The organism is Microbacterium rhizosphaerae, assembly GCF_034120055.1.
In the GTDB taxonomy this organism is placed as follows: Bacteria; Actinomycetota; Actinomycetes; order Actinomycetales; family Microbacteriaceae; genus Microbacterium; species Microbacterium rhizosphaerae.
Genome location: NZ_CP139368.1, coordinates 1340440 through 1365284 on the forward strand (window position 1 = coordinate 1340440; position 24845 = coordinate 1365284).

The 24845-nt window shown below is 66.9% G+C and carries 23 protein-coding genes; 12 read left to right on the plus strand and 11 right to left on the minus strand.

Annotated elements, in window-relative coordinates; genetic code table 11:
• The first annotated feature begins 98 nt into the window (after positions 1-98).
• The 7 genes from SM116_RS05770 (at position 99) to SM116_RS05800 (ending at position 7819) form a co-directional block, all read left to right on the plus strand.
• Positions 99-884: a biotin--[acetyl-CoA-carboxylase] ligase gene (locus SM116_RS05770; protein ID WP_320943505.1), complete on the plus strand. Its 786-nt coding sequence runs from the start codon at positions 99-101 to the stop codon at positions 882-884.
• A 35-nt stretch (positions 885-919) separates the two neighbouring features.
• Positions 920-1519, plus strand: coding sequence for a PH domain-containing protein (locus SM116_RS05775; RefSeq protein WP_320943506.1), 600 nt, complete (start codon positions 920-922; stop codon positions 1517-1519).
• A 56-nt stretch (positions 1520-1575) separates the two neighbouring features.
• Entirely contained in the window at positions 1576-2694 is a 1119-nt protein-coding gene (locus SM116_RS05780) for a 5-(carboxyamino)imidazole ribonucleotide synthase (protein ID WP_320943507.1), read from the plus strand.
• Positions 2695-2813: 119 nt separating this feature from the next.
• Positions 2814-3281 (plus strand): 5-(carboxyamino)imidazole ribonucleotide mutase, encoded by a 468-nt coding sequence (gene purE / locus SM116_RS05785; protein ID WP_320944106.1) that lies wholly within the window; start codon positions 2814-2816, stop codon positions 3279-3281.
• Positions 3278-4699 (plus strand): LCP family protein, encoded by a 1422-nt coding sequence (locus SM116_RS05790; protein WP_320943508.1) that lies wholly within the window; start codon positions 3278-3280, stop codon positions 4697-4699. Before purE ends, SM116_RS05790 begins: the two co-directional genes overlap by 4 nt.
• Before the next feature lie 4 nt (positions 4700-4703).
• Entirely contained in the window at positions 4704-5783 is a 1080-nt protein-coding gene (locus SM116_RS05795) for a glycosyltransferase (RefSeq protein ID WP_320943509.1), read from the plus strand.
• A 155-nt stretch (positions 5784-5938) separates the two neighbouring features.
• Positions 5939-7819, plus strand: coding sequence for a cell wall-binding repeat-containing protein (locus SM116_RS05800; RefSeq protein WP_320943510.1), 1881 nt, complete (start codon positions 5939-5941; stop codon positions 7817-7819).
• 23 nt (positions 7820-7842) lie between these two features.
• Here the strand turns inward: SM116_RS05800 and SM116_RS05805 are convergent, their stop codons facing one another.
• Positions 7843-9153 (minus strand): UDP-glucose dehydrogenase family protein, encoded by a 1311-nt coding sequence (locus tag SM116_RS05805; protein ID WP_320944107.1) that lies wholly within the window; start codon positions 9151-9153, stop codon positions 7843-7845.
• 336 nt (positions 9154-9489) lie between these two features.
• On the opposite strand from SM116_RS05805, the gene SM116_RS05810 reads away from it, so the two are divergent.
• Positions 9490-10515: a glycosyltransferase family 2 protein gene (locus tag SM116_RS05810; protein WP_320943511.1), complete on the plus strand. Its 1026-nt coding sequence runs from the start codon at positions 9490-9492 to the stop codon at positions 10513-10515.
• A 222-nt stretch (positions 10516-10737) separates the two neighbouring features.
• A complete protein-coding gene (locus SM116_RS05815) occupies positions 10738-11382 on the plus strand; it encodes a hypothetical protein (RefSeq protein WP_320943512.1) in 645 nt (214 codons plus the stop codon).
• A gap of 10 nt (positions 11383-11392) precedes the next feature.
• Here the strand turns inward: SM116_RS05815 and SM116_RS05820 are convergent, their stop codons facing one another.
• The 4 genes from SM116_RS05820 to SM116_RS05835 form a co-directional block, all read right to left on the minus strand.
• Positions 11393-12133, minus strand: a complete 741-nt coding sequence (locus SM116_RS05820; RefSeq protein WP_320943513.1) for an ABC transporter ATP-binding protein — start codon at positions 12131-12133, stop codon at positions 11393-11395.
• Positions 12117-12983 carry an ABC transporter permease gene (locus SM116_RS05825; protein ID WP_320943514.1) on the minus strand — a complete coding sequence of 289 codons (867 nt, stop codon included), beginning with the start codon at positions 12981-12983 and terminating at the stop codon, positions 12117-12119. Before SM116_RS05825 ends, SM116_RS05820 begins: the two co-directional genes overlap by 17 nt.
• Positions 12984-13044: 61 nt before the next feature.
• Positions 13045-13956: a glycosyltransferase gene (locus SM116_RS05830; protein ID WP_320943515.1), complete on the minus strand. Its 912-nt coding sequence runs from the start codon at positions 13954-13956 to the stop codon at positions 13045-13047.
• Between the two features lie 36 nt (positions 13957-13992).
• The gene (locus tag SM116_RS05835; protein WP_320943516.1) at positions 13993-14868 is read right to left on the minus strand and encodes a glycosyltransferase family 2 protein; all 876 of its coding nucleotides are present in this window, start codon (positions 14866-14868) and stop codon (positions 13993-13995) included.
• Between the two features lie 218 nt (positions 14869-15086).
• On the opposite strand from SM116_RS05835, the gene SM116_RS05840 reads away from it, so the two are divergent.
• Complete coding sequence (locus SM116_RS05840; protein WP_320943517.1) at positions 15087-17057, plus strand: DUF6541 family protein; 1971 nt, start codon at positions 15087-15089, stop codon at positions 17055-17057.
• Between the two features lie 13 nt (positions 17058-17070).
• On the opposite strand, the gene SM116_RS05845 is transcribed toward SM116_RS05840, so the two are convergent.
• From SM116_RS05845 to rfbA, 5 genes are all read right to left on the minus strand, one after another.
• Positions 17071-18477 (minus strand): bifunctional dTDP-4-dehydrorhamnose 3,5-epimerase family protein/NAD(P)-dependent oxidoreductase, encoded by a 1407-nt coding sequence (locus tag SM116_RS05845; RefSeq protein ID WP_320943518.1) that lies wholly within the window; start codon positions 18475-18477, stop codon positions 17071-17073.
• A 130-nt stretch (positions 18478-18607) separates the two neighbouring features.
• Complete coding sequence (locus SM116_RS05850) at positions 18608-19528, minus strand: NAD-dependent epimerase/dehydratase family protein (protein WP_320943519.1); 921 nt, start codon at positions 19526-19528, stop codon at positions 18608-18610.
• A complete protein-coding gene (locus SM116_RS05855; RefSeq protein WP_320943520.1) occupies positions 19525-20529 on the minus strand; it encodes a GDP-mannose 4,6-dehydratase in 1005 nt (334 codons plus the stop codon). The genes SM116_RS05850 and SM116_RS05855 overlap by 4 nt, the downstream gene beginning before the upstream one ends.
• 36 nt (positions 20530-20565) lie before the next feature.
• Positions 20566-21564, minus strand: coding sequence for a dTDP-glucose 4,6-dehydratase (rfbB, locus tag SM116_RS05860; RefSeq protein ID WP_320943521.1), 999 nt, complete (start codon positions 21562-21564; stop codon positions 20566-20568).
• On the minus strand, positions 21564-22433 hold the full coding sequence (rfbA, locus tag SM116_RS05865; RefSeq protein WP_320943522.1) for a glucose-1-phosphate thymidylyltransferase RfbA: 870 nt from the start codon (positions 22431-22433) through the stop codon (positions 21564-21566). Before rfbA ends, rfbB begins: the two co-directional genes overlap by 1 nt.
• 51 nt (positions 22434-22484) lie before the next feature.
• Between rfbA and SM116_RS05870 the strand changes: the two genes are divergently transcribed.
• Positions 22485-23228, plus strand: coding sequence for a glycosyltransferase family 2 protein (locus SM116_RS05870; protein WP_320943523.1), 744 nt, complete (start codon positions 22485-22487; stop codon positions 23226-23228).
• Positions 23225-23641, plus strand: a complete 417-nt coding sequence (locus SM116_RS05875) for a DUF2304 domain-containing protein (RefSeq protein WP_320943524.1) — start codon at positions 23225-23227, stop codon at positions 23639-23641. Before SM116_RS05870 ends, SM116_RS05875 begins: the two co-directional genes overlap by 4 nt.
• Here SM116_RS05875 and SM116_RS05880 read toward each other — a convergent pair.
• Positions 23605-24834 carry a polysaccharide biosynthesis protein gene (locus tag SM116_RS05880; RefSeq protein WP_320943525.1) on the minus strand — a complete coding sequence of 410 codons (1230 nt, stop codon included), beginning with the start codon at positions 24832-24834 and terminating at the stop codon, positions 23605-23607. The genes SM116_RS05875 and SM116_RS05880 overlap by 37 nt on opposite strands.
• Positions 24835-24845: the final 11 nt, after the last annotated feature.

The window sequence follows — 24845 nt, forward strand, 5'->3', positions numbered from 1 at the left end:
GCGGCGCGTTTTCCCGGTTGGAGGGTGCGCACAAGTCCTCGAGCGCACTGCTGTCAGAATCATCGCGGCGGACCGGGTGACGGCAATAGGGTGACGGCATGGACGATCTACCGCTCTCCCGCACCGCATCCCCCCGAATCGAGGTCGTCGAGTCCACCGGCTCGACCAATGCCGATCTCGTGGCGCTCGTCGCCACGCATCCGGGTGCGTGGCCGCACCTGTCCGTGCTCCTCACGGACGATCAGCGCGCGGGCCGGGGCCGGCTCGACCGCACGTGGGTCCTGCCCGCGGGCACCGCCCTGGCCGTGTCGGTCGTCCTCGATGTCACCGGTATCCCGCTCGCAGCCCGCGGCTGGGTGCCGCTCATCGCGGGCGCGGCGATGACGCGGGCCGTCGCCGCCGCGTTGCAGGGGACCACGCACACCGCCGGACTGAAGTGGCCCAACGACGTGCTGGTCGACGGCGCGAAGATCTGCGGCATCCTCGCCGAGGGCGTGCCGGGCCACCCCGGGCTGGTCGTCGTGGGGGCGGGGATCAACACCCGCATTCCGCGCGAGCATCTGCCGGTCCGCACGGCCACCTCGTTCACGGCGCTCGGCGTCGACGTCGACGAGGACGCGCTGCTGTTCGCCTACCTCCGGGCCCTCGGCGAGCAGATCTCCGCGCTCGCGGCGGCGAACGGCGATGTCGCGGCATCCGGCATACGGGGTGAAGTGGAGGCGCTCTGCGTGACGCTCCGGCGCGACGTCCGCGCCCTCCTCCCCGACGGATCCGAGGTCCTGGGAACAGCGCGCCGGCTCACGTCGGACGGCGCCCTCGTGATCGAGCCGCTCGTCGGCACGGAGTCCGTCGTCGCAGCGGGCGATATCGTACATCTGCGCTGACGGGTCGCGGGCAGCCCCGGTGTCATGATGGAGGCGTGACGCAGCCGAGCATCGGGGGACGCCCGCTCACGCCGGCGCCGGGCATCCCGACGCCGGAGCTGCGTGTGGCCCGCTTCCGCGGCCACGCCCGCAGGCTGACCTGGTCCGCGCTGGTGCTGATCGTCACCGCCGGCGCGCTCGGCTACTTCTACGGCCGCCTGCCGGCTCCCTTCACGAACTGGATGCTCGTGGGCGCCGCCGTGGCGATCGTGCTGCTGCTCGTCCTCATCCCGTTCCTCGTCTGGTGGGGCCGCGTCTACACGATCACCACGCGCCGGGTCATCGCGCGCGGGGGGATCGGCGGCGGGGGCACGCGCGAGCTGTCCCACGTGCGCGGGTACACGATCGACATGCGCCGCGGGCCCATCCAGCGGATGTGGGGGACGGGCACGCTGACGCTGCGCAACGGCATCGACGAGCCGCTGCGGCTCGTCGACATCCCGAGTGCCGTGCTCGTCCACGAGGTGCTCGTCGACCAGGTCGAGGTGAACCAGATCCTGGCGCACCGGGAGCTGCCGCTGCCGGGAACGGCTCAGGGCGTCTCGGGCATGGTGCCGCCGAATCCGCCGCCGCCCCTGCCGCCCCGTCCGGCCTGACCGCGCATCACCGCGCCTGTCGGGTGCGGGACAATGGTCCGGTCGAGAGGAGCGGGATGGCCCTGCGAGTCGGAGTGGTGGGCGGCGGACAGCTGGCGCGGATGATGATCGCCCCGGCGGTCGAGCTCGGAGTCGAGATCCGCGTGCTCGCGGAGGCGGAGGGGATGTCGGCATCCCTCGCTGCCACATCGGTCGGCGACTATCGCGACGCCGACACGGTCCTGGCGTTCGCGCGCGACGTCGACGTCGTCACGTTCGACCACGAGCATGTGCCGCAGCCGGTGCTGCACGCCCTCGTCGACGCCGGCGTCGCCGTGCGCCCCGGGCCCGATGCCCTGCATTACGCGCAGGACAAGCTGGCCATGCGCGCGAGACTCGACGAGCTCGGGATGCCGCAGCCGGACTGGGCATCCGTCTCCGACGAGGACTCGCTGCAGGCGTTCCTCGACGACCACGGCGGGCGCGCCGTCGTGAAGACGCCACGCGGCGGGTACGACGGGAAGGGCGTGCGCGTCGTGTCGCGGGCCTCCGACGCCGCGGACTGGCTCAGCGCGGGAGCGCCCCTGCTCGTCGAGGAGCTGGTCGAGTTCACGCGCGAGCTCGCACAGCAGGTCGCCCGCCGGCCCTCCGGCCAGGTCGTCGCATTCCCCGTCGTCGAGACCGTGCAGCGCGACGGCGTCTGCGCGGAGGTCATCGCACCGGCGCCGCACGCGGGCGACCGACTGACGGAGGCGGCGGCTCGCGTGGGCACTGAGATCGCGGAGGGACTCGGCGTCACGGGGATGCTCGCCGTCGAGCTCTTCGAGACCACCGACGAGCGGATCCTCGTCAACGAGCTCGCCATGCGCCCGCACAACTCGGGGCACTGGACGCAGGACGGGGCGGCGACCAGCCAGTTCGAACAGCACCTGCGTGCCGTGCTCGACCTTCCGCTGGGCGATCCGGCCTCCCGCGCGGCATGGTCGGTGATGGTGAACATTCTCGGCGGACCGGCATCCGATTCCCTCGACGCCCGGTTCGCCGCCGCGATGGCGGATCATCCGGACGCCAAGATCCACACCTACGGCAAGACGCCGCGCCCCGGACGCAAGGTCGGTCACGTCAACGCCGTCGGCGACGATCTGGATGACGTGGCGTACGTCGCCCGCTCGGCGGCGGCGCGGTTCCTCGACTGACAGGCACGGAGTCGCCCCGGGTGGCCGTGCCGTTGCGGAGTTCTCGCAGGCGATCGGCCTAGCCTGGACGGGTGACTGAGCCGCTGAATTCGTCCTCGTCCCCCCTCGTCGGCGTCGTCATGGGCTCCGACTCGGACTGGCGCGTGATGGGCGATGCCTCTGCGGTGCTCACCGAGCTCGGCATCCCGCACGAGGTGGAGGTCGTGTCCGCACACCGCACTCCCGACAAGCTCGTCCGCTACGGGCGGGAGGCGCGCGGGCGGGGTCTCAAGGTCATCGTCGCCGGCGCCGGCGGCGCTGCGCACCTGCCCGGCATGCTGGCATCGGTCACGGCTCTGCCGGTCGTCGGCGTGCCCGTCCCGCTCGCCTTGCTCGACGGCATGGACTCCCTCCTCAGCATCGTGCAGATGCCCGCCGGCATCCCCGTCGCCACCGTGTCGATCGGCGGCGCGAAGAACGCCGGGCTCCTCGCCGCGCGCATCATCGGCGCGGGCGACGCCGCCGTCGCCGACCGGATCGAGGCGTACGCGCGGGACCTCGAAGCCCAGGTGGAGGAGAAGAACCGCCGGCTGAAGGCGTCGCTGTGAGCGCGGTCGGCATGTCGCGCGGCGTCCTCATCGAGGAGCGACCGCTCAGGTACCCGGATGCCTCCTCCCCGCAGTTCATGGAGAACCGGGGCTGGTGGCTCGTCGGCATGAACTTCCTGCTGCCCGGGTCGGCGCAGGTGCTCGCCGGCAATCGACGGCTGGGACGGGTCGGCGTCGCGGCCACCCTGTTCCTCTGGATCGCGGCGATCGTCGGAGTCGTCGCCGTGCTGCTGTGGCGCACCGCGCTCATCACGCTGGTGACGAACACGTGGTTCCTGCTCGCCGTCGAGGTCGTCCTCACCGCGTACATCGCGCTGTGGGTCATCCTCACCGTCGACACGCTGCGGCTCGTGCGCTTCGTCAAGATCCGCGGGTGGGCGCGGGCCGGCATCCCGATCCTCGCCGTCTCACTGCTGGTCGCCAGCAGCGCGGTCACCGCCAAGGGGGTCGCCTACGCGGACGCCGCGCGCGGTGCGCTCGGCTCCATCTTCGCGGCCAGCGGACCCTCGCAGCCGCCGAGCGACGGCTATTACAACATCATGCTGCTCGGCGGCGACGACTCCGCCGGACGGGACTCGATGCGGTTCGACAGCATCTCGGTGGTCTCCATCAACGCCGACACCGGCCAGGTGGCGCGCACCGGCATCCCTCGTGACCTCGCCGGGTTCCCGTTCGTCGAGGGCAGCCCGATGCGGCAGCTGTATCCGAAGGTGCACACCGGCCACGCCTCCGCGAAATGCGGCTGGGGTGGAGGCATCAACCAGCTCAACACGGAGGTCGGCGTCTGCGGGCACGGGAAGAACCTGTACCCGGATGCGGTCAGCCAGGGCTCGACGCCGTCCATCGAGGCGACGCGCGACGCAGTCGAGGGCATCCTCGGCATCAAGATCCAGTACTACGTGCTCATGAACTTCGGCGGCTTCGCGCAGCTCGTCGACGCCCTGGGCGGCGTCGACATCACGGTCACCGAACGCCTGCCCGAAGGCGGACCGGCGTACGAGGGTCAGCCCGTGCAGAAGTGGGCCACCGGCTGGATCGAGCCCGGCACCCAGCACATGGACGGCAACACCGCCCAGTGGTACGCCCGTTCGCGCGAGACGACGAGCGACTTCGACCGCGTGAAGCGGCAGTCGCAGCTGCAGGACGCGATCCTCCACCAGGTCACCCCGACGAACCTGCTGACGCACTTCCAGGAGGTCGCGAAGGCCGGCACGCAGCTGTTCAAGACCGACATCCCCGAGTCGATGCTCGGCTACCTCGCCGACCTCGGAGTCAAGTCGAAGTCGCATCCGTCGCCGTCGATCGTGCTCGATCCGTCTGCGGACGTCGATCAATTCCACCCCGACGTCGCCTACATCCACGGACTGGTGCAGAAGATGCTGCACCCGCCGTCGGCGTCGCCGAGCACGAAGGGGTGATCGGGTGACCGCCTCGCTCAGGCTCGTGCTCGACACGGGCGCCGAGCCGGACATCGCGTCGGCCGCCGTGCAGCTCGGACGCGCCCTCGTACGCACGGCCCCGTCAGGATGCGAGGTCGCCGCCATCGCACCGTCGGGCGCCGACGTTGAGGAGGCCGTCCCCGGACTCGCCGATGTCCGGCGCCTCTCGTTCGCCCGCAGGGAGCTCCTCGCTGCCTGGCAGCTCGGCGTCACCGCCGGTGTCGGAGGAGGCCTCATCCACGCGCCGTCGCTCCTCGCGCCGCTCACCCGGCACGATCGCGTGCACGACAACGATCAGACCGTCGTCACGGTCTGGGATCTCGACGTCTGGGAGCGTCCCGACCTCCTCTCGCGTTCTGCCGTCGCCTGGCAGAAGGCGATGTTCAAGCGTGCGCAGAAGCATGCCGACGCGGTCGTCGTGCCCACCCACGCCATGGCGGAGCGGCTCGCGGAGCGCTCGCGGCTGGGTGGTCGGGTTCGGGTCGTCTCCGGAGCGGCGCCGACCGGTTTCGCCGTGCCGGTGGATGCCGTCGGCCGCAGGAGGACCCTCGGCATCCCCGATGGCACCGTCGTCCTCGCGAGCGTGGACGGGGCCGACCTCGCCTTCGCCGCGCTCGCCGGTGTGGATCTGCCCGTGGTCGTCCTGGACGCGGGGGAGGGGGATGAACCTCTCGTCGCCGATCGCGCCACCGCCGCCGGCATCCCGCGATCGCACCTGCACGTGCGGGGAAGGCTCGACGACGCCGATCGGGCGGCGCTCCTCGACAGCGCGCTCGTGGTCGTGGCGCCGTCGCTGCGCAGTGCCTTCCCCTGGCGGGTCGTGGATGCGCTCGCCCTCGGCGTGCCGGTGGTCGCCGCGGCATCCGACGTGCATCGCGATGTGATCGCCGACGGCGGTGCGCTCGCCGACGCGGATGCCGACGCCCTCGGCGCCGCGATGCAGAAGGCGCTGGCCTCGAACGAGGCGATCGAGCGGATGTCGGTGCTCGCCGCGGACCGTGGGCGGGCTTTCGCGTGGCGCGACGCCGCGGATCGGGTGTGGCAGCTCCACGCCGAATTGTGAGCAGGGATTTTCCCACAGTGGCGCACTTCTGCCACATACGACACACTGGTCACATGCAGTCGGGTCGGGGGACATCTGTGCGTCATGGGGTCAGAGCACGTATCGGGGTGGCGCTCGGCGCTGTTCTGGTCGTCATCGGAGGGGTGCTCTTGCCTGTGGCTGCCGCAGCGCCGGCACGGGCGGCGGACCTGTCGCAGTTCGATCCCGGCAACATCATCAGCGACTCGGTCTTCTTCTACACCGGGTCGATGTCGCAGGCGCAGATACAGTCCTTCCTCGAAGGTAAGGAGACCTCCTGCGCGCCGTCGGCGACCTGCGTCAAGAACTACTACACCGTGACGAAGTCGGTGGCGGCCGACCCGATGTGCGGCGCGTATCCGGGCGGATACAGCGAGCGTGCGTCGGCCATCATCTACAAGGTCGCCCAGGCGTGCGGCATCAATCCGCAAGTGCTTCTCGTCACCATGCAGAAGGAGCAGGGCCTGATCACGAGCGTGTGGCCTTCGGATTGGGCCTACGCCCACGCCATGGGAGCGGACTGTCCCGACACGACCGGCTGCAACAGCATCAGCGCAGGCTTCTTCGCGCAGGTCTACAAGTCCGCATGGCAGTTGAAGCGCTACGCGAACCCGTCCGGAACGAGCAATTACTTCACGTGGTACGCCCCCGGACACACGTGGAACATCCTCTACAACCCGAATACGGCCTGCGGGACGAAGGCCGTGTACGTCAAGAACCAAGCCACAGCGGACCTGTACTACTACACGCCCTACACGCCGAACGCCGCCGCGCTTGCCGCAGGCTACGGAACGGGTGACTCCTGCTCTGCGTACGGAAATCGGAACTTCTACAACTACTTCGTGGACTGGTTCGGATCCACGCAGATTCCCGCGAATGCCTGCACGCCGCCGACCGCTGCGCAGATCACCCCGGGCAGCGGTGAGTTCCTGGTCAACGTCGCGTCGCTGAACGGGCGGATCGCGCCCTCGACGTCGTGCCCGACCGGAATCGTGTCACTTCCGCAGGGGACGATCCTGACCCGTCTGGGAACGTGGGACACGTGGACCCAGGTCCGTCTCAACGGCCAGATCATGTGGGTGGCCTCGCAGTATCTCGTTGCCGCGCCTCCCGTCTCCTACACGACGGCCCGGATCGCAGGCGCGGACCGCTACTCGACCGCCGCAGCCATCGCGCAGCAGAGCAACCCCAACGGCGCGACGACGGTCTACCTGGCATCGGGGGAGAGCTTCCCGGATGCCCTCTCAGGAGCCTCACTCGCCGCTCTCAAGTCCGCGCCGATGCTGCTCACCGCCGCCGGAACGCTGCCTCAACCGACCGCGGCCGCGTTGGCGGCGCTCCACCCCGCGAGCGTCGTCGTTCTCGGAGGTGAGACCGCTGTCTCTCAGGCTGTCTTCAACGCTGTGGGCGCGATCGTGGGGCAGACCAACGTCAGCCGCGTCAGCGGTGCGGACCGGTACGCAACCTCGTTGGCCATCGTGGACTCCGGTTGGAAGACTGCACCGGTCGCATACCTCGCAACCGGCAGCGGGTTCGCGGATGCACTGGCGGCGTCTGCCGTCGCAGGTGCAGCGGGCGCACCGGTGCTGCTCACAGATGGTGCTCAGACGTCGCTGGGCCCGGCTCTGGCCACCGCGCTGCAGACTCTGCATATCGGCAAGGTGATCATCGCGGGCGGTTCGCAGGCCATCTCGGATGGGATCGCGTCTCAACTCTCGAGCCTGGGCATCACCGTCGATCGGAGGGCGGGTTCAGACCGGTACCAGACGAGTGTCCTGCTGGCCGCGGACGCGCCTTCGGCATCGCAATCGTTCATTTCGTCGGGTACGAATTTCCCGGATGCACTCGCGGGTGCTGTCATGGCAGGGCGACTCAAGTCGCCGCTACTCACCACGCCGGCGACGTGTATGGCGGATGTCACGAAGGACTTCCTCATCTCTCGCGGTGCGACCACGGCGACCCTCTTCGGGGGCCCGGACGCGCTGGACGCCGATGTGTTGTCGTCGGTGCGCTGCTGACATCTCATCGCGAGTGCGAGGAATCAGGGCCGCCCCATGCCGTAGTAGGTCCACCCGGATGCTCGCCAGACCGCAGCATCGAGACAGTTGCGGCCGTCGACGACCACCCGTCCACTCACAAGGGCTGCGGCCTGCTCGGGCGAGAGCTGACGACGGTACTCGTCCCACTCCGTGACGACCACGACGATATCCGCAGCGCGCAGGGCGTCATCCCGGTCGGCGACATACGTCAGCTGCGGATGGATGAGGCGCGCGTTCTCGATCGCAGCGGGATCAGTCACCGTGACCTGGGCGCCGAGTCCGTGAAGGCGCACCGCCACATCGAGGGCGGGCGAGTCGCGGACATCGTCGCTGTGGGGCTTGAATGCTGCGCCGAGGACCGTGACGCGCTTGTTGAAGACGCTTCCGTCGAGAGCGTCGACCGTCAGCTGAACGGCACGATCGCGTCGGCGGAGGTTGATCGCATCCACTTCCCTGAGGAAGGCCACCGCTTCGCTCTTGCCCAGCTCCTCGGCGCGAGCCGAGAAGGCCCGGATGTCCTTGGGGAGGCATCCGCCGCCGAATCCGATTCCGGCCCCGAGGAAGCGTCGCCCGATGCGCTCATCCAGCCCGATGGCGTCGGCGAGCTGCGTGACATCCGCGCCCGTGACCTCGGCGATCTCGGCCATCGCATTGATGAACGAGATCTTCGTGGCGAGAAAGGCGTTCGCCGAGACCTTGACGAGCTCTGCCGTCGCGTAGTCGGTCGTCAGGAACGGCGTGTCGGCCGCGACCGCCGTGTGGTACACCTGGCGGAGCATCGCTTGCGCATGGACTCCGGCGTCGCCCGCCGGGACACCGACCACGATCCGATCCGGCGAGACGGTGTCCTGAACCGCCCAGCCCTCGCGCAGGAACTCGGGGTTCCAGACGAGGGTCGCTCCGACCGACGCGATGCGCACGGCGAGGTCCGCGGCGGTGCCCACAGGAACCGTCGATTTACCGGCGACGATGTCGCCCGGCCGCAGGACGGGCATGAGAGCGGTCACTGCCGCATCCACGTACTGCAGATCGGCAGCGTGGGCTCCGGGCAGCTGCGGCGTGCCGACAGCGATGAAATGCACGTCCGCTCCGCGCGTGTCGGCGATGTCGGTCGAGAACCGCAGGCGGCCCGATGCGAGACCGTCCCCGAGGATCTCCGGGAGTCCGGGCTCGAAGAAGGGCGCTTCTCCCCGGGAGAGCGATTCCACCTTGCGGGCATCCACGTCGATGCCGATGACGTCGTGACCGATCGACGCCATCGCAGCCGCATGGACGGCGCCGAGATAGCCGCAGCCGATGACCGAGACGCGCAAGGCTGAAGTGGTCATGCGGGAAATGGCCGGACGCGCGACGTTGCGGCGCACCCTGAATTGCAGTTCCTGCCGGCAGCGCTGATAGCACTACGGCTTCGGCGAGAGCGGGTCAATTCCAGCACTCGGCTAGGCTATCGTTCTTGGACGGAACTGACGGCGAGCGATTGACGCTCGGCGTGCTGCGGTGCACTCAGGCTGGCATTCATCAGTGACCGAGGACTGCAACTATGCTGATTCGACCGGCTAGCCCATTCGACGCTGAATATGCGAGCTCGGATCGATGGCGGGTGCGATCGTCGCCTGGCATCCTCGATACCCGACCAGGAGTCCATCCGTATGACCGCCTCGCAGGCTACCCCCCGGGCAAGAGAAGCCCCTGTCGTCTCCGTCGTGGTGCGCACCAAGGATCGGCCCATGATGTTGCAACGGGCGCTCCGCGGCATCCTCGGCCAAAGCTTCGTGGACCTCGAAGTCATCGTCGTCAACGATGGCGGCGACCCGGCGACGATCGCAGGCGTGATTGCCGGGTTCTCGGAGTCTGATCAGGCGAGGGTGGTGAGGATCGATCACGAGCGCTCTCTCGGAAGATGGCCCACTGCGAATGACGGAGTCCTTGCAGCTCGTGGCCGTTTTGTCGCCTTGCACGATGACGACGACCTCTGGCACGTGGACTTCCTGGAGCGCACGGTCGCTTTTCTGGACGCGACACCCGATGCTGCAGCGGTCGCCGTGCCCACAGAGGTGGTCTACGAAGAACTCGAAGACGGACAGTGGGTCGAGAGAAGCAGCTACCTGTGGTCGCCGCCCGGGAACGTGGTGACACTGTTCGATCTGATCCTCCACAACCGCGTCGTGCCGATCAGCATGCTGACCCGGCGATCGACGTACGACGAGATCGGACTCTACGACCCGACCCTCGACGTGGTCGGCGATTGGGAGTTCAACCTCCGCCTGGCGGCCCGCGGCACCATTGCCTATCTGGACGGCCCGGTGCTGGCGTATTGGCGCCAGCGCCCGGCAATGACCGGGCCGCTCGGCAACAGCGTTCATGCCGAGCAGACCGCCCATTTCAAGTTCGACCGCCTGGTTCGGGAGCGGGCCCTCAAGAGCGAGAACGCCACCGCAGACGTCGCGCAGCTGCTTTACCTGTCGAAGATCATCGATGAGCGGTTCGGTGACGCTGAACGCCGTATCATCGAGCGTCTCGATGCGCTCGAGCAGGCCATGCAGCGCTCCAGCGCTGCGCTCGATTCGCAGATCAAGCGGCAGTCGAGATACTTCTCCCTCGGCCAGACAGTGGTGAGGCTGCGGCGGCGTTTGTGGCCGCCGCGTTCTGGACGGAGACCGTCGCAGGCGTCCTAGGTGAAGTTGGAGGGCAGGTCTGGAGCGGGTACCGTTTTGGTGGTGCGCCCCCGTCCCCGCCTGCAACTCCGCCGGGCGAAAGCAGCGATCGCGAATCTGCCAGTAGCGGTCCGCTATCGGTCGGAGTTGGTCTCTGCGGCGCCCCTGACTCCTGTGCTCAGCGTGGACGCGAGGACGGATGTCGTCGTTGTCGTATGCCTGTGGCGACGCACCGATCGACTGATGCCCATCCTCCGGATGCTGGAGGCGCAACGAGCTGCGTCGCGAATCCGCGTCGTCTTCTGGAACAACGACCCCACGACGACCGCCCGCTACCGTGGCGAACTGGCAGCACATCAACTGAGTGGTGCACTTGCCCGGGTCGACCTCGTCGACTGCCCCCGGAACATCGGAGGAGCAGCGAGGTTCGTGGTCGCCCGTCGACTCGCTCAAGAGGGCTACGCTGGTCCGCTGATCATGCTGGATGACGATCAGGAGGTGCAGGCGGACTTCATCGCGCGACTTCTCGGGTCGTGGCGTCCGCGCGGCTACTGCGGCGTCTGGGCTTGGCGCATCCACGGCGACTACTGGGACCGATCTGAAGTTGAAGACGGGAAACCCGCCACCTACGTCGGCACCGGCGGCTCGATCTGCGACGTCGGCCTGCTGGCATCTAGGAGGGTCGCGCGTCGTCTGCCCGTCGCCTACCACTTCCTGGAGGACATCTGGCTCTCGGCGCAGGCAATTCGCTCAGGTTACGCGCTGTATCGCGCGCAAGTCGAGTACAGGTTCACGGACGACGATCACGGCCAATGGGAGATGCTCGCGCGCTCGAAGTCGGACTTCTTCGATGTCCTGCGCCGGCCGGGTGTCGTGCCGCGGCCCTGAAGTATGGCGGTCAGGCGCGCATCGCCGCGACGGCGTCCGCGCTGGAACCGTCGAACAGGACTTTTCCATCTCGAAGCAGGATGCCGCGCTCGCACAGGGAGGTCACCATGCCCAGATCGTGGCTGACAACAACGAGCGTCTTGCCTTGCGAATGCAGCTCCCTGATCCGTGCGAGGCACTTCCTCTGGAACGGCTCGTCGCCGACGGAGAGGATCTCGTCGATCAGGAGGACGTCCACCTCCGTGTGGATCGCCACGGAGAACGCCAGCCGTAGGAACATGCCGGAGGAGTAGTGCTTGACTTCGGTATCGATGAACTTCTCGATCTCGCTGAATGCGACGATCTGCTCGTATCGCGCCTCCGTCTCCTTCTTGCTCATGCCGAGGATCGCGGCGTTGAGGTAGATGTTTTCACGCCCGGACAGGTCGGGGTGGAATCCGGCACCGACTTCGATCAGACCCGCGACTCTGCCCCTCGTGAGCACCTTCCCCTGATCGGGTGTCAGCACACCCGAGATGAGCTTCAACATCGTCGACTTGCCCGAGCCATTGAAGCCCAAAAGCGCGACGGCTTCGCCCTCGCCGATCTCGAATGTGATGCCGTCGAGCGCGTGGAAGTCCGTCGTCAGAGGCTTGCGCTTAATGGCCGCTACGAACGTCTCCTTGATGGAGTGCGTGTGGCGCAGTTTGAAATCCTTGTGGACGTCGTCGACGATGATGCGAGGCAGGATGGCCTCAGAGGTCCTGGGCAAAGCGACCCTCCAGTCGGCGGAAGACGAACTGACCGAAGATCAGGATCACCAGCGAGATGACCAGGGCCAGGCCCGAGAACAGCCACAGGTCGGGCAGTGGCTGCGCGTCGCGGGGATGAAGCGGAAACCAGATGCCGTAGTGGAATAGCTCCACTGCCGGCGTGAGCGGATTCAGGCAATAGATCGTGAAGAGCCATGGCGGCACCTTCGAGGCCACCATGTCCCAGTGGTACATGACCGGCGAGGCCCAGACCGCGCACATGACGATGATCTCCACGAAGCTCTGCGCATCCCGGAACGTGACGTTCACGGCGCCGAAGAGCATGCCGAGACCGGTGGAGAGCACCGCGATGATGATGAGCCCCAGGATGATGGCGCCGAGCTGGCCGATCGAGGGAGCCCAGCCGAAGAACACCGCGATCACGAGGACCACCGCGATCTGCGGCAGAGTATTGACGAGCGCCACGAACATGCTTGACACCGGGAACATCTCGCGAGGCAAGTAGATCTTCTTGATCAGGGCCGCATTGTCGACGAGGGATCGAGTGCCGTTCGAGAACGCCTCGTTGAAGAACGTCACGATCGTGATCCCCGCAAGGATGTAGATCGCGTAGAAGTCGATGCTCTTGTTCAGGCCGAGGAATACGCCCAGCGCGACGTAGAAGACGAGGAACTGGACCAGAGGCTTGACGTACGACCAGAGCCAGCCGAAGATCGATCCACGGTACCGGATCTGGATTTCCTTGCGGACGATCAGTGACAGCAGATGACGATGTCCGAAGACGTCGAGGAGACCGCGGCTGCGGCCTGGCTCTTCAAGAACGGCGGCATCCCCTATGTCGACGCGCATGGATCCCCTTCGGGCACCGGATTTCCTGCCGCGATGGGCAGCTTCACATTGATTTTGACTTCTAGCCGGCCGGTTGAACGGATTTCACCCGCTCGGCCTGCGGATTGAATCGTATGGCTGCGAACAGGCGGCCCGTGATCCGGCGTCGTAAGCGCCATGGCACGCGCCCGCGCTGCATGAGAATCTCCACTCGTGCGAAGAACCGCAGATAGGACAGAAGCGACTCGTGATGGAGGTGATACGACCCCTCATTGCGGGCGCCGTACGCGAATTTCCAGATGTTCCCGTCGTCGACCTTGGAGAAGTCTCCGGCGACGTTTGTGGGTGTGTCGTGGTAGGCCTTGCTGTCGAGAATGCAAACGCCGGGGCCGATTCCGACGCTCGCCATCCGTGCATAGGCGGCGTCGTCGAACCAGATGAAGTACTCGCGCAAGGGCAGACCGATCCGCTCCACCGTGTCTCGGGTATACAGCGCGGACACGAAGGAACACGTCTGTACGAGGACCGCTCGCTGCCCCTGAACCCAGAGCCGAGCCCACTTCCAGTCGGGGGCGGGGATGTTCATCTCCGCGAGCTCCTGATGGTCGAAATACACCAAGGAACAGGCGAATGGCACGCCGCCCGGCATTGAGGTCATCGCTACAGCGTGGCCGTCGACGAGATGCTCGAGCGCATCGAGCTCGGGATAGCAGTCATCGTCCATCAACCAGAACAGGTCGGCGCCCAGATCGTATGCACGCTTCATCCCCGTTGCGAAGCCGCCAGCGCCACCCGTGTTCGCCGTCAGCGTGGTGATGTCGAGGACCGAGTCGGTCTGTTCGGCGAGAAACTCGGCGGTGCCGTCTGTCGAAGCGTTGTCGACGAGAACGATCCACTCGGGCGCCATGGTCTGGGCGCGCAGCTTCTCGAGGACCGTCTTGAGCTTGTCCAGCCTGTTGTAGGTGACGACGACCGCAGCGACGCGTTGGCTCACGCTGGTGGGACCTTTCTGATATGAGAGATGAGGCGGTCAGCGACGGCGACCGATACGCAGCTTCGAGGAGAGGCGCGCGCCTGCACGCCTGACGGTCTGCTGGATGGAGTAGTAGCGGACCGTGTCCTCGATGTGCTTCGAGAGATAGAGAAGTCCGCCGATGCCGTTACGGTCTATGTATTCCTGCAGCGCGCGGTCTCGCACCATACGATCGAACTGCATGTGATCGAGGCTCTCCCCGAAAACGCTGTTCGACGTGGGGCCCTTGGCATGCGGGCGCTGATGCCAGAAGGCGAGCGGCTCGTCGCCGACGAAGATGACGCGCCCGTGGCGGACGAGGCGCAGGTTGAACTCCCAATCGCCTACAGCCTTGAGGGCCGGATCATACCAGCCGATCTCGTCGTAAACGCTTCGCCGCACCACCAGCGCGATCGGCACAATCCGATTCGTCTGGAGCAGGTCGTACATCGTGACCATCTCCCCAGGTGGCACGAATGGCGCACGACCGATCTCGGTCGTGCGATCGCCCTCCAGGCGCTCGAACACGATCTCCGTGCGGGCCGCGGCAGCGACGGCTCCCTCATCCGTATCGAGCGCGTCGACCATAGCGGTCAGGAAGTCGGGCGCCCACGTGTCGTCGTCGTCGTGGACAACGACGAATTCGCCTCGCGCGCGTTGCGCGCCGAGGTTCGCCGCGGCCTCCATTGAGCCGGTACCCCCTTCGACGTGGATGACGTCGAGCCGGCCCTCCCATTGCTTCTCGCGCTCCGTGACGAGTTCATCGACCGGCGCGTGGCGGCCGCCGTCGTTCACGACGATCGCCTCCCAGTCGGACATGGTCTGGGCCAGGATGTCGTCCAGTGCACGACGCAGAAGGGGAGCCCGATCCTTGGTCCTGATCACGATGGTCACTCGCGGGCGACGCTCAAGCATGTGGATTTAACCTTTGGGTGGGGTCCGGGGAAGTCACCCGCGCGCGACGGGCCCGATGAACGATTGTATGGGTGTTCGATCCGCGGCACCTGTGTGAGCTCTGAGCGCTGAGATACCCGGGCGGCGCATGACAGACGGCTCACAGCGCGCGTCCCCTAGGATTTCGTGGACATGCCTGACTCCGGAGGACCCTGTTGATGCCCTGGTTGACATTGCTCGCCGCCTCTGCTGCCGTGGTATTCGCCACGATCGTGCCCGGCCTGGCGGCTGGACTCGTGCTGCGACTGCGTGGTCTCACGCTTTGGGCCCTGGCCGCACCGTTTGGCCTGTCCATCATTGCCGTCGCGAGCGTGATCCTCCCGTTCGTCCACGTCGAATGGTCCTTGTGGGCGGTCCTCGTGTTCGCCGTCGTCTCGATCGCGCTCGTCGCGGTGGTGCGCGTGCTGCTGCGTCGCTTCAATGGGCCTCGGCGCCAGCGGATCGAGCGCGCCAGCGGCTGGTGGACCGTCGGCGGACTCGCGGCGGCAGCGGTGGCGATAACGATCCAGGTCATTCTCTCGATCGGCGCACCGGGTGCGGTGTCTCAGACGTTCGACAACGTGTTCCACCTCGACGCCATCCGTTACATTCTCCAGACGCACGACGCATCGCCCCTGTGGATCGGAACGATGACCAGCCCGCGCGGTGGTCTTCCCTTCTATCCCGATGCATGGCATGCGCTGGGCGCGCTGGTGGTGTCGGTGACGGGAGTCTCGATCCCGGTGGCGGCGAACGCGATCACGGTGGTCTTCGCGGCTCTGGTCTGGCCAGCGGGTGCGGTGCTCCTCGCGCGGACGCTCTTCGGAAGCCGTCGCGCCGTGACCATCGGCGCGGCTGTCGCGGCATGTGCGCTTCCGGCCTTTCCGCTGCTGATGATTACGTACGGCGTTCTGTTCCCCTTCTTCCTCGGGTTGGCGGTGCTGCCCGCGGCGGTCGTGGCTGCGGTGCAATTGCTTCGGCTCGGACAGGATTGCGCGACCTATCCGAGGTGGGTGTGGATTGTGGTGGTGGTCGGATGCCTGCCCGGCCTCACCCTGGCCCACCCGGGCGCCTTCATGGCGTGGCTCGCAATGGTGGCCGTGGCCGCGGTCGTGGCAGCAGCGTTCTACTTCGCGTCCCGCCCGCCACGGCGGGCGATGATCAGGACGTGGGTGGCCCTCGCCGTGTTCGCCGCACTCGCGGGCATTGCGCTGTGGGTGCTCCGCCCGCCGGACGCAGCACGGACGTGGCCCATCGTGATGACCGTGGGGCAAGCGTTCGGCGAGGCGCTCACAGCTTCGATGTACTGGGCGCCTGTGTCGATCACGGCCGTGTTCCTGATCGTGGGCTTCGTCTACTCGATTCGGCTTCGCACCCGCAGTGCAGTGTTCGCGGCCTCCGCGTTCGCAATCGCGGGCGCCCTTTACATCATCTGCGCGTCACTTCCTTACTGGCGATTGCGCGACTTGTTCGTCGGCGCGTGGTACGACAACACGCCACGGCTGGCGGCAATCCTGCCGATGACCATTGTCCCTCTGGCGGCGTTCGGCATGGCGAAGGCGTGGGACTTCGTGGTCCGCCTGCTCAGCCGGAGAGATGAGTCACCGTCCCGGACTTCTGTGCCCCGGCCCGCCGTGCGCGGGATCGCCGCGGTAGCGGGTCTTCTGGTCATCATCGGGTGGACGCAATGGTCGATGCGCGATGCCGTCAATGGAGCTAACTTCACGTACGCCGCGACGAGCACCGCGCCCCTGCTCACTGCGGAGGAATTGGCGCTCATCCAACGCGTTGACAAGAACGTGCCCGCGAACGCGATCATCGCCGGGAGCCCGTGGACCGGCACTTCGCTCGTTTACGCCTTGGCCGATCGGCGGGTTCTGATGCCGCACATCTTCACCGACACCACGAAGGACACGGACCTCATCAACACGCATCTGAGGGATGCGACCCCCGGCAGCGCGGTGTGCAAGGCGGTCGAGCGCGAGCACGTCCGATACGTGCTGGACTTCGGAACGCAGGAAGTCCATGGCGCGCACCACGACTTCGGCGGCGTCAGCGACCTACAGGGGTCACCCGCTGTCCGTCTGATCGACAGTCAGGGCAAGAACGCGCGCCTCTATCAGATCATCGGCTGCGGAGAGGCGCGGTGACGAGCCGAGAGCGCTATTCAGCGAGATAAGCGCGCAGAGATGCTTCGGCATGGGGAGAATCGAACCCTGCGCTCGCGATCTTCGCGAGGTCGAGCACGCTGTTGCGCGGACGCGGGGCGACCGGTCCCGCAGCCGACGCGTAGTACTCTTCGGTCGACACGCCGGTGACCCGCGCGGGATCGTGTCCGGTCAGCTCGAACACGGTGCGGGCGATGTCGGCCCACGAGGTCGGCTCGCCGCCACCCGTGAGGTTGTAGATGCCGTACGGAGCGCCGGACCGTACGAGATGGACGATCCCTCGCGCGAGGTCGTCCGTGAAGGTGAGGCGGCCGATCTGATCGTCGACCACCCTCGGGTCGATGCCGCGCTCGGCGAGCGAGGCCATCGTGCGAACGAAGTTCTTCCCTTCGCCGATGACCCATGAGGTCCGGACGATGTAGTGCTTCGGAGCGGTTGCGACCGCCGCGTCGCCGGCCGCCTTCGTCTGTCCGTAGACGCCGAGCGGGCACACGGAGTCATCCTCGCGATACGGGCGGTCCAGCGTGCCGTCGAAGACGTAGTCGCTCGAGATGTGCACGAGCGTCACGCCGTTCTGTGCCGCGACGCGCGCGAGCGCCGCGACTCCGGTGACGTTGGCGGTCCAGGCATCCACCCGTCCCTCAGGCGTCTCAGCGAGATCGACCGCGGTGTACGCGCCGGCGTTGATGATCGTGTCGTACTCGCGCCAGCGGCGCGCACGCGAGAGGTTCGAGGAGAGGTCGAGGTCGGCGCGTGCGGCGTACTCGATGTACGCAGCATCCCCGAGTTCCGCGCGAAGAGCACGACCGAGCTGGCCGTTCGATCCGACCACGAGCGTCTTGCGCGGCGCAATGGGCGTCACGTCCGCGATCCTCGGATGCGCGAGGTCTTTCGCAGAGATCTCGACATCCGAGAGCGGTATCGGCCACGCGATGGCGGCTGTTTCGTCGGCGAGGTTCAGGAATGTGTAGGCAGCCTCGGGCGACCAGTGGTCGTTCACCAGGTACGTGTATGCGGTGTCGGGCTCGAGCGTCTGGTAGGCGTTGCCCACGCCGCGCGGGACGAAGATCGCCCGCGACGGGTCGATCTCGGCCGTGAAGACCGCCCCGAACGTCGGGCCCTCGCGCAGGTCGACCCACGCGCCGAAGATGCGCCCGGTCGCCACCGAGACCCACTTGTCCCACGGCTCGGCGTGGATGCCACGGGTCGTGCCGACGGCGTCGTTGAACGAGATGTTGTTCTGCACGGGGCCGAAGTCATCGAGCCCGAGCACGGTCATCTTCTCGCGCTGCCAGTTCTCCTTGAACCACCCGCGGCTGTCGCCGTGGACGGGAAGCTCCCAGAGCACGAGACCGGGAATGCCGGTCTCGACGGGTCCGAGCTGCTTGCCGAACTCCGTCATCACTGGCCCTTCGCGCTGTGGAAACTGCTATGGGACCTGACGGGGAGCATGAATCCGTTCACTCGTCAATCTTCTCAGGTGAAGCCGAGACAGGTGGTGGTCGGGGGGCCGGGCGTGTGCGCGTGATGCTTCAGACGCTCGCCGACACCGCGTCGGCGATCGTCTGGGCGAAGGGGATGGTCGGGTGCCATCCGACATCGGCTGCGATGCGTTCGGCGCGTCCGACGATGATGGCTGGATCGGTGGCCCGAATCTTCTCGTCCTCGGTGATCAGACGTGGGGTGGCGATGGCAAGGCACGCGCAGAGCATCTCGAGGATCTCCTCACCCGATCGCGAGACGCCCGAGGCGACGTTGTAGACGTCGTGGTCGAGGGTGAGCGCCGATGCGAGTGACAGATACGCACGCACGACATCGCGCACGTCGGTGTAGTCGCGCCGCGTTGCGAGGTTCCCCACTCGGAGCACATCGCTGTCGCCCAGACTCTTGAGCCGCACGAGCAGGTCCGGCACGAGAAACCCGGAACTCTGTCCGGGTCCTATGTGGTTGAACGGTCGCGCGACGACGATGTCCAGACCCCGTCGACGGTAATAGGCGACCTGATTCTCCACCAGCACCTTGCTCACGACATACGGCGATGTGAAGGCCACCGGGTCAGTCTCCGCGCGCAACGGATCTTCGTCGTTCGGCGCGTACACGGCGCCCGAGCTGACGACCACCACACGAGGTGCGGTCCCGGCTCGCAGCAGCGCCTCGCACATCTTCGTGACCATCGCGCTGTTCGACGAGATGTATCTCTGCGGATGATCGAACGACGGGCCTACAGCCGCGAGACCCGCGAGATGGACGATCGGCTCGTCGAGCGGAGCTTCTCGAGGCCACTCCGATCGCAGGTCCACCGCTGCGTGCCCGCCCAGCCACGGAAGGAGCGCCGCATCGCTGATCGGCGCGCGGGCGATGCCGAAGACATCGAGGCCGGCATCCGCGGCCGCATGCGCGAGGTGGCGCCCGACGAACCCGTCGACGCCGGTGATGACCAGACGCCCGGTCATGCGAGCGCGCGCTGCATCCTCGCCAGCTTCAGGTCGTGCTCGACCATCAGCCGCACCAGCTCGGGGAAGTCCACCCGGCGCTTCCAACCGAGGACCCGCTCGGCCTTGCTCGGGTCACCGAGCAGGATGTCGACCTCCGTGGGGCGCATGTGCGTCGGATTCTGGATCACATAGGGCCGCCAGTCGTCGATGCCGACCTCCGCGAATGCCAAGGTCAGGAACTCCTCGATCGAGTGCGTCTCGCCGGTCGCGAGAACGAAGTCGTCGGGCTCGTCATGCTGGAGAATCTTCCACATGCCTTCGACGAAGTCGCCTGCGTAACCCCAGTCGCGTTTCGGCCAGAGGTCGCCGAGTTCGATATTCGCCTGCAGGCCGAGCTTGATGCGTGCGACGCCGTGGGTGATCTTGCGCGTGACGAACTCGAGGCCGCGCCGCTCGCCCTCGTGGTTGAAGAGGATCCCGCAGGAAACGAACATGCCGTACGCCTCGCGGTAGTTGCGCGCGATCCAGTGTCCATATAGCTTGGCGACCCCATAAGGGCTGCGGGGATGGAAGAGGGAGTCCTCGTTGTAGCCTGCCCCGGGCCTGTTGTAGTCGAGGCCGCCGAACATCTCCGAGGTCGACGCCTGGTAGATGCGAGTCGACTGATCCCGGCCGGTCACTCGGACGGCCTCGAGGACGTTGAGCACGCCCGTGGCCGTCACATCCGCAGTGAGCGTCGGGTTCTTGAAGGAATACCCGACGTGACTGATCGCCGCCAGGTTGTAGAGCTCGTGGGGGTTCGAGACCTCCACCGCGCGGATCAACGATGTGGGGTCCGTCAGGTCGCCTTCGATCAGGGTGAGATTGGGCATCTCGGCTTCGAGTGCGGCGCGCCGCGGGTTGTTCTGGCCGCGGATGAGGCCGTAGACCTCGTAGCCCTTTTCGTGGAGCTGCAGCGCCAGATGACCGCCATCCTGTCCGGTGATGCCTGTGATGAGAGCGCGGCGCGCTTCTGCCATGTCGTCCTCCAGATCTCGCGACGTCGCCGGGATCGTCTACTGGCCCTTCGCGGCGTAGAAGGCTTCCGTGGCGTCCTTCGCCGGCGCCCACCAGTCCTCGTTCTCGCGGTACCACTCGATCGTGGCGGCGAGCCCTGCCTCGAAGTCCTGATACGCCGGTCGCCACCCGAGCTCGGTGCGGAGCTTCGTCGAGTCGATCGCGTAGCGCATGTCGTGGCCGGCGCGGTCCGTGACGTGGTCGTAGGCGTCGGCATCCTGCCCCATGAGAGTCAGGATGAGCTCGACGACCTCCTTGTTGTTCTTCTCGCCATCGGCGCCGATGAGGTAGGTCTGGCCGATCTCACCCTTCTCGAGGATCGTCAGGACGGCGGAGGAGTGGTCGTCGGCGTGGATCCAGTCGCGCACGTTCTCGCCCGCGCCGTAGAGCTTCGGACGGATGCCGCGGATGACATTCGTGATCTGCCGCGGGATGAACTTCTCGATGTGCTGGTACGGCCCGTAGTTGTTGGAGCAGTTCGAGATCGTCGCCTGCACGCCGAACGAGCGCACCCAGGCACGGACGAGGAGGTCGCTGCCGGCCTTCGTCGAGGAGTACGGGGATGACGGATTGTACGGCGTCGACTCGGTGAAACGCGCCGGGTCGTCCAACTCGAGGTCGCCGTACACCTCGTCGGTCGAGATGTGATGGATGCGCGTTCCGTGCCGTCGAGCCGCCTCGAGCAGCGTGTAGGTACCGATGATGTTCGTGTCGAGGAACGGCCGCGGGTCGTTCAGCGAGTTGTCGTTGTGCGACTCGGCCGCGTAGTGCACAACCGCGTCCACGCCGGGGAGCAGGTCGTCGACGAGAGCCGCGTCGGCGATGTCGCCCTGGACGAAGATCACCCGGTCATCGGGAAGTCCGGCGAGGGATGCGAGGTTCCCGGCGTAGGTGAGCTTGTCGAGCACCGTGACGTGGTGGTCCGTGTGGGCGACGACGTGGTGCACGAAGTTCGAGCCGATGAACCCGGCTCCGCCGGTCACGAGGAGGCGCGACATCACAGTCCTCTTTTCAGGAGATCGAGCAAGTAGGTGCCGTAGCCGGATTTGACGAGCGCCTGCGCACGTTCCTCGAGTTCGGCATCCGTAAGGAATCCCTGACGCCAGGCGACCTCCTCGGGGACGCCGATCTTCATGCCGGTGCGGCGCTCCATCGTGCGGACGTAGTCCGCCGCATCCGTCATCTGGTCGAATGTTCCCGTGTCGAGCCATGCCGTGCCTCGCGGCAGGACATCGACCTGGAGCTTCCCGCGGTCCAGGTATGCCCGATTGACATCCGTGATCTCGTACTCGCCGCGGGCGCTCGGCCCGAGATTGCGCGCGATATCGACGACGTCGTTGTCGTAGAAGTACAGGCCCGGCACCGCATAGTTCGAGCGCGGATCCAGTGGCTTCTCCTCCAGGGAGACTGCACGACCGGCCGCGTCGAACTCGACGACGCCGTATGCGGAAGGCTCGGCCACCCAATAGGCGAAGATCGCTCCACCGTCGACGTCAGCGAACCGTTTGAGCTGCGTGCCGAGTCCCGGACCGTACAGCAGGTTGTCACCGAGAACGAGGGCGACCTTGTCGTCTCCGATGAAGTCCGCGCCGATGGTGAATGCCTGGGCGAGACCATCCGGGGATGCCTGCTGCGCGAAGGTCAGCGATACGCCGAACTGGGAGCCGTCGCCGAGGAGCCGTTCGAAATGGGCGGCATCGTGCGGCGTCGTGATGACGAGGATGTCACGGATGCCCGCGAGCATCAGCGTCGACAACGGGTAGTAGACCATCGGCTTGTCGTAGACCGGGATGAGCTGCTTGGACACGCCGAGCGTGATCGGGTGCAGCCGGGTGCCTGAGCCGCCCGCCAGGATGATGCCTTTCACCCGTCAATCCTGCCATATGCGTTCAGAGGCCTCTTGTAGGCTTGTCGGACCATGCCACTGCCTCCCGAGACGACGCTCATCATCGTTCCAGCGTGGAACGAGGAGCGGAACGTCGGGAATACCGTCGCAGAGATCCTTGAGGCCCATCCTGAGTACGACGTCGTCGTTGTCGACGACGGCTCATGGGACTCCACCGCCGCGGTTGCGCGTGACGCGGGCGCCTCTGTGCTCTCCTTGCCGTTCAACCTGGGCGTCGGCGGTGCCATGCGCACGGGCTTCGCGTACGCCCACCGGAACGGCTACCGGCGCGCCATCCAGGTGGATGCCGACGGGCAGCACAACCCGGAGGACATTGAGAAGGTGCTGGCGGGGCTCGAGACCGCCGACATCTCGATCGGGGCCCGCTTCGACGGCGTCGGCGACTACGACGTGCGCGGCCCGCGCCGCTGGGCGATGCGGTTCCTCGCGTCCGTCCTGACGAGGGTCGCCCGCGTGCGGCTGACCGACGTGACGAGCGGATTCCGTGCGGCCGGACCGCGCGCGATCGAGCAGTACGTGAGGTACTACCCCGCCGAGTACTTCGGTGACACCCTCGACTCGCTGGTGGCGGCCTGTCATGCAGGCCTCACCGTCACCCAGGTGCCTGTCGCGATGCGCTCGCGTGTTCACGGACGCCCGAGCCAGGGGACGATCGGGTCGATGGTCTACCTGCTGCGAGCCCTCTTCGCGCTGGGGCTCGCCGTCATGCGCCGACCTGTGCGAGGCGGACACAGGTCGGAAGGAGTGGCGGCATGATCGTCGTCGGTGGAATCATCCTGGCGGCGGTCATCATCGTTCTGGTCTTCTGGATGCTGCTCACGCGCAAGCTGCGCGAGAAATACGCGGCCCTGTGGCTGATCATCGGTCTCGGGGTCCTGATCCTCGGCCTGTTCCCGAAGCTGCTGCTGTGGCTCACGGCCGCCCTCGGCGTTCAGCTACCGTCGAACCTGATCTTCTCGATGGCGATCCTGCTGCTGCTCGGTGTCGGACTGCACCTGTCGTGGGAGCTGTCCCAGGCGGAGGACGAGATCCGCCGTCTGGCGGAGGAGTCGGCCATCGCCCGCACCGAGATCCAGTCCCTGAAGGCGCGGCTCGACGCCCTGGAGGAGCGCGACCTCTCCGCACGATCCGATCAGCCGGACGACGCGGGCTCCGACGGCGGCAGCTGAGCGAGCATGCGTCTCAGCACGAGTGCCTGGTAGATCCCCACAACGAGTTCTGAGACGGCGACGGCCGCGGCGACGAGCGGCAGGCTGTGCAGCGCTGCGCCGATCACCATCAGGGGAACCCCGACGACCGCGGCGATGATCGAGCCACGCGCGACGTATCGGATGCCGCCGAGCAGGGTCAGGCATGCGTAGCCGATCAGCGCCGAGCACGCGATCGCCGCGAACGCGACGCCGAGCGGGATGCTAACCGCGGGCGGGACGTGGATGACGCCGCCGCTCAGGATGTCGGATGCGAGCGGGCTCAGGGCGGCAAGGAGCGTGCCGCCGAGGAGTCCGGCGCCGAGACCCGCGAGCGCGGCTTTGCGGGCCCGCGCGGGGATCTCGGCAGGCCCCGCCTCCGGCACCCATCCCTGGAAGAACTGTTGGAACGGGGACAGGGCGACGGAGGCGAACTTGAACAGCCGATCGGCCACCGCATATGTCGGGGCGAGGGGCGCGGCGAGCGCTTGGACCATCAGCAGGGGACTGGACACATAGAGCGTCGTCACGAGCGACGACGTGACGGCGTGACGCTGGCCGGCGAGGGTGCGGCCCATGCGCCGGATGCTGAGCGGCTCGGTTCGGTTCGAGCGGTGAGTCAAGACGACGACCGTGAGTTCCGCGACGATCGCGCCAAGGTAGCCCGCTGCCTGTGCGCACAGGAACCAGAGCGCGCTGTGCGTGAGCGCGGCGAGAACCAGACCGGCGAGGGTGCCCACGACGGTCGGCAGGGTATTGAGAAGGAAGAGACGATCGGGTCGCGCTTCGCCCACGAAGTACCAGGGAGATGCGACATACGCGAGGAGGTACGTGAAGCTGCCCGTGGACGCGAGCGCGACATCGCCGTGGAGCAGGGCGGTTGCGACAACCGACATAGCGAGGCCGCAGACGGCATAGAGACACACGCGCGTCGCTGTGGCCTCTCGCAGGAGTCCCGGACGCGCGGATCGTTCGGCTGCGGCGATGGTCGACGGGCCCGTGACACCCCAACCGAAAGCGACGAGAACTCCGAAGATGCCGGCGAGGGTCTGCAGCACGACCAGCGAACCCCACATGGTCTCGCCGATCGAGGAGATCAGCATGGGGATAGTGAGCAGGCCCACGATCGTCACGAGCCCCACGGAGGCGACGAAGGCGAGGAGTCTTCTGTACACGGCGCCCTCCC

What these genes read in the sequence shown, in the direction of transcription:
- SM116_RS05770 (WP_320943505.1), top strand. Translation starts at nt 99, where the DNA reads ATGGACGATCTACCGCTCTCCCGCACCGCATCCCCCCGAATCGAGGTC.
- SM116_RS05780 (WP_320943507.1), top strand. Translation starts at nt 1,576, where the DNA reads ATGGCCCTGCGAGTCGGAGTGGTGGGCGGCGGACAGCTGGCGCGGATG.
- purE (WP_320944106.1), top strand. Translation starts at nt 2,814, where the DNA reads ATGGGCTCCGACTCGGACTGGCGCGTGATGGGCGATGCCTCTGCGGTG.
- SM116_RS05810 (WP_320943511.1), top strand. Translation starts at nt 9,490, where the DNA reads ATGACCGCCTCGCAGGCTACCCCCCGGGCAAGAGAAGCCCCTGTCGTC.
- SM116_RS05815 (WP_320943512.1), top strand. Translation starts at nt 10,738, where the DNA reads ATGCCCATCCTCCGGATGCTGGAGGCGCAACGAGCTGCGTCGCGAATC.
- SM116_RS05825 (WP_320943514.1), bottom strand. Translation starts at nt 12,983, where the DNA reads ATGCGCGTCGACATAGGGGATGCCGCCGTTCTTGAAGAGCCAGGCCGC.
- SM116_RS05840 (WP_320943517.1), top strand. Translation starts at nt 15,087, where the DNA reads ATGCCCTGGTTGACATTGCTCGCCGCCTCTGCTGCCGTGGTATTCGCC.
- SM116_RS05845 (WP_320943518.1), bottom strand. Translation starts at nt 18,477, where the DNA reads ATGACGGAGTTCGGCAAGCAGCTCGGACCCGTCGAGACCGGCATTCCC.
- SM116_RS05850 (WP_320943519.1), bottom strand. Translation starts at nt 19,528, where the DNA reads ATGACCGGGCGTCTGGTCATCACCGGCGTCGACGGGTTCGTCGGGCGC.
- SM116_RS05855 (WP_320943520.1), bottom strand. Translation starts at nt 20,529, where the DNA reads ATGGCAGAAGCGCGCCGCGCTCTCATCACAGGCATCACCGGACAGGAT.
- rfbB (WP_320943521.1), bottom strand. Translation starts at nt 21,564, where the DNA reads ATGTCGCGCCTCCTCGTGACCGGCGGAGCCGGGTTCATCGGCTCGAAC.
- SM116_RS05870 (WP_320943523.1), top strand. Translation starts at nt 22,485, where the DNA reads ATGCCACTGCCTCCCGAGACGACGCTCATCATCGTTCCAGCGTGGAAC.
- SM116_RS05875 (WP_320943524.1), top strand. Translation starts at nt 23,225, where the DNA reads ATGATCGTCGTCGGTGGAATCATCCTGGCGGCGGTCATCATCGTTCTG.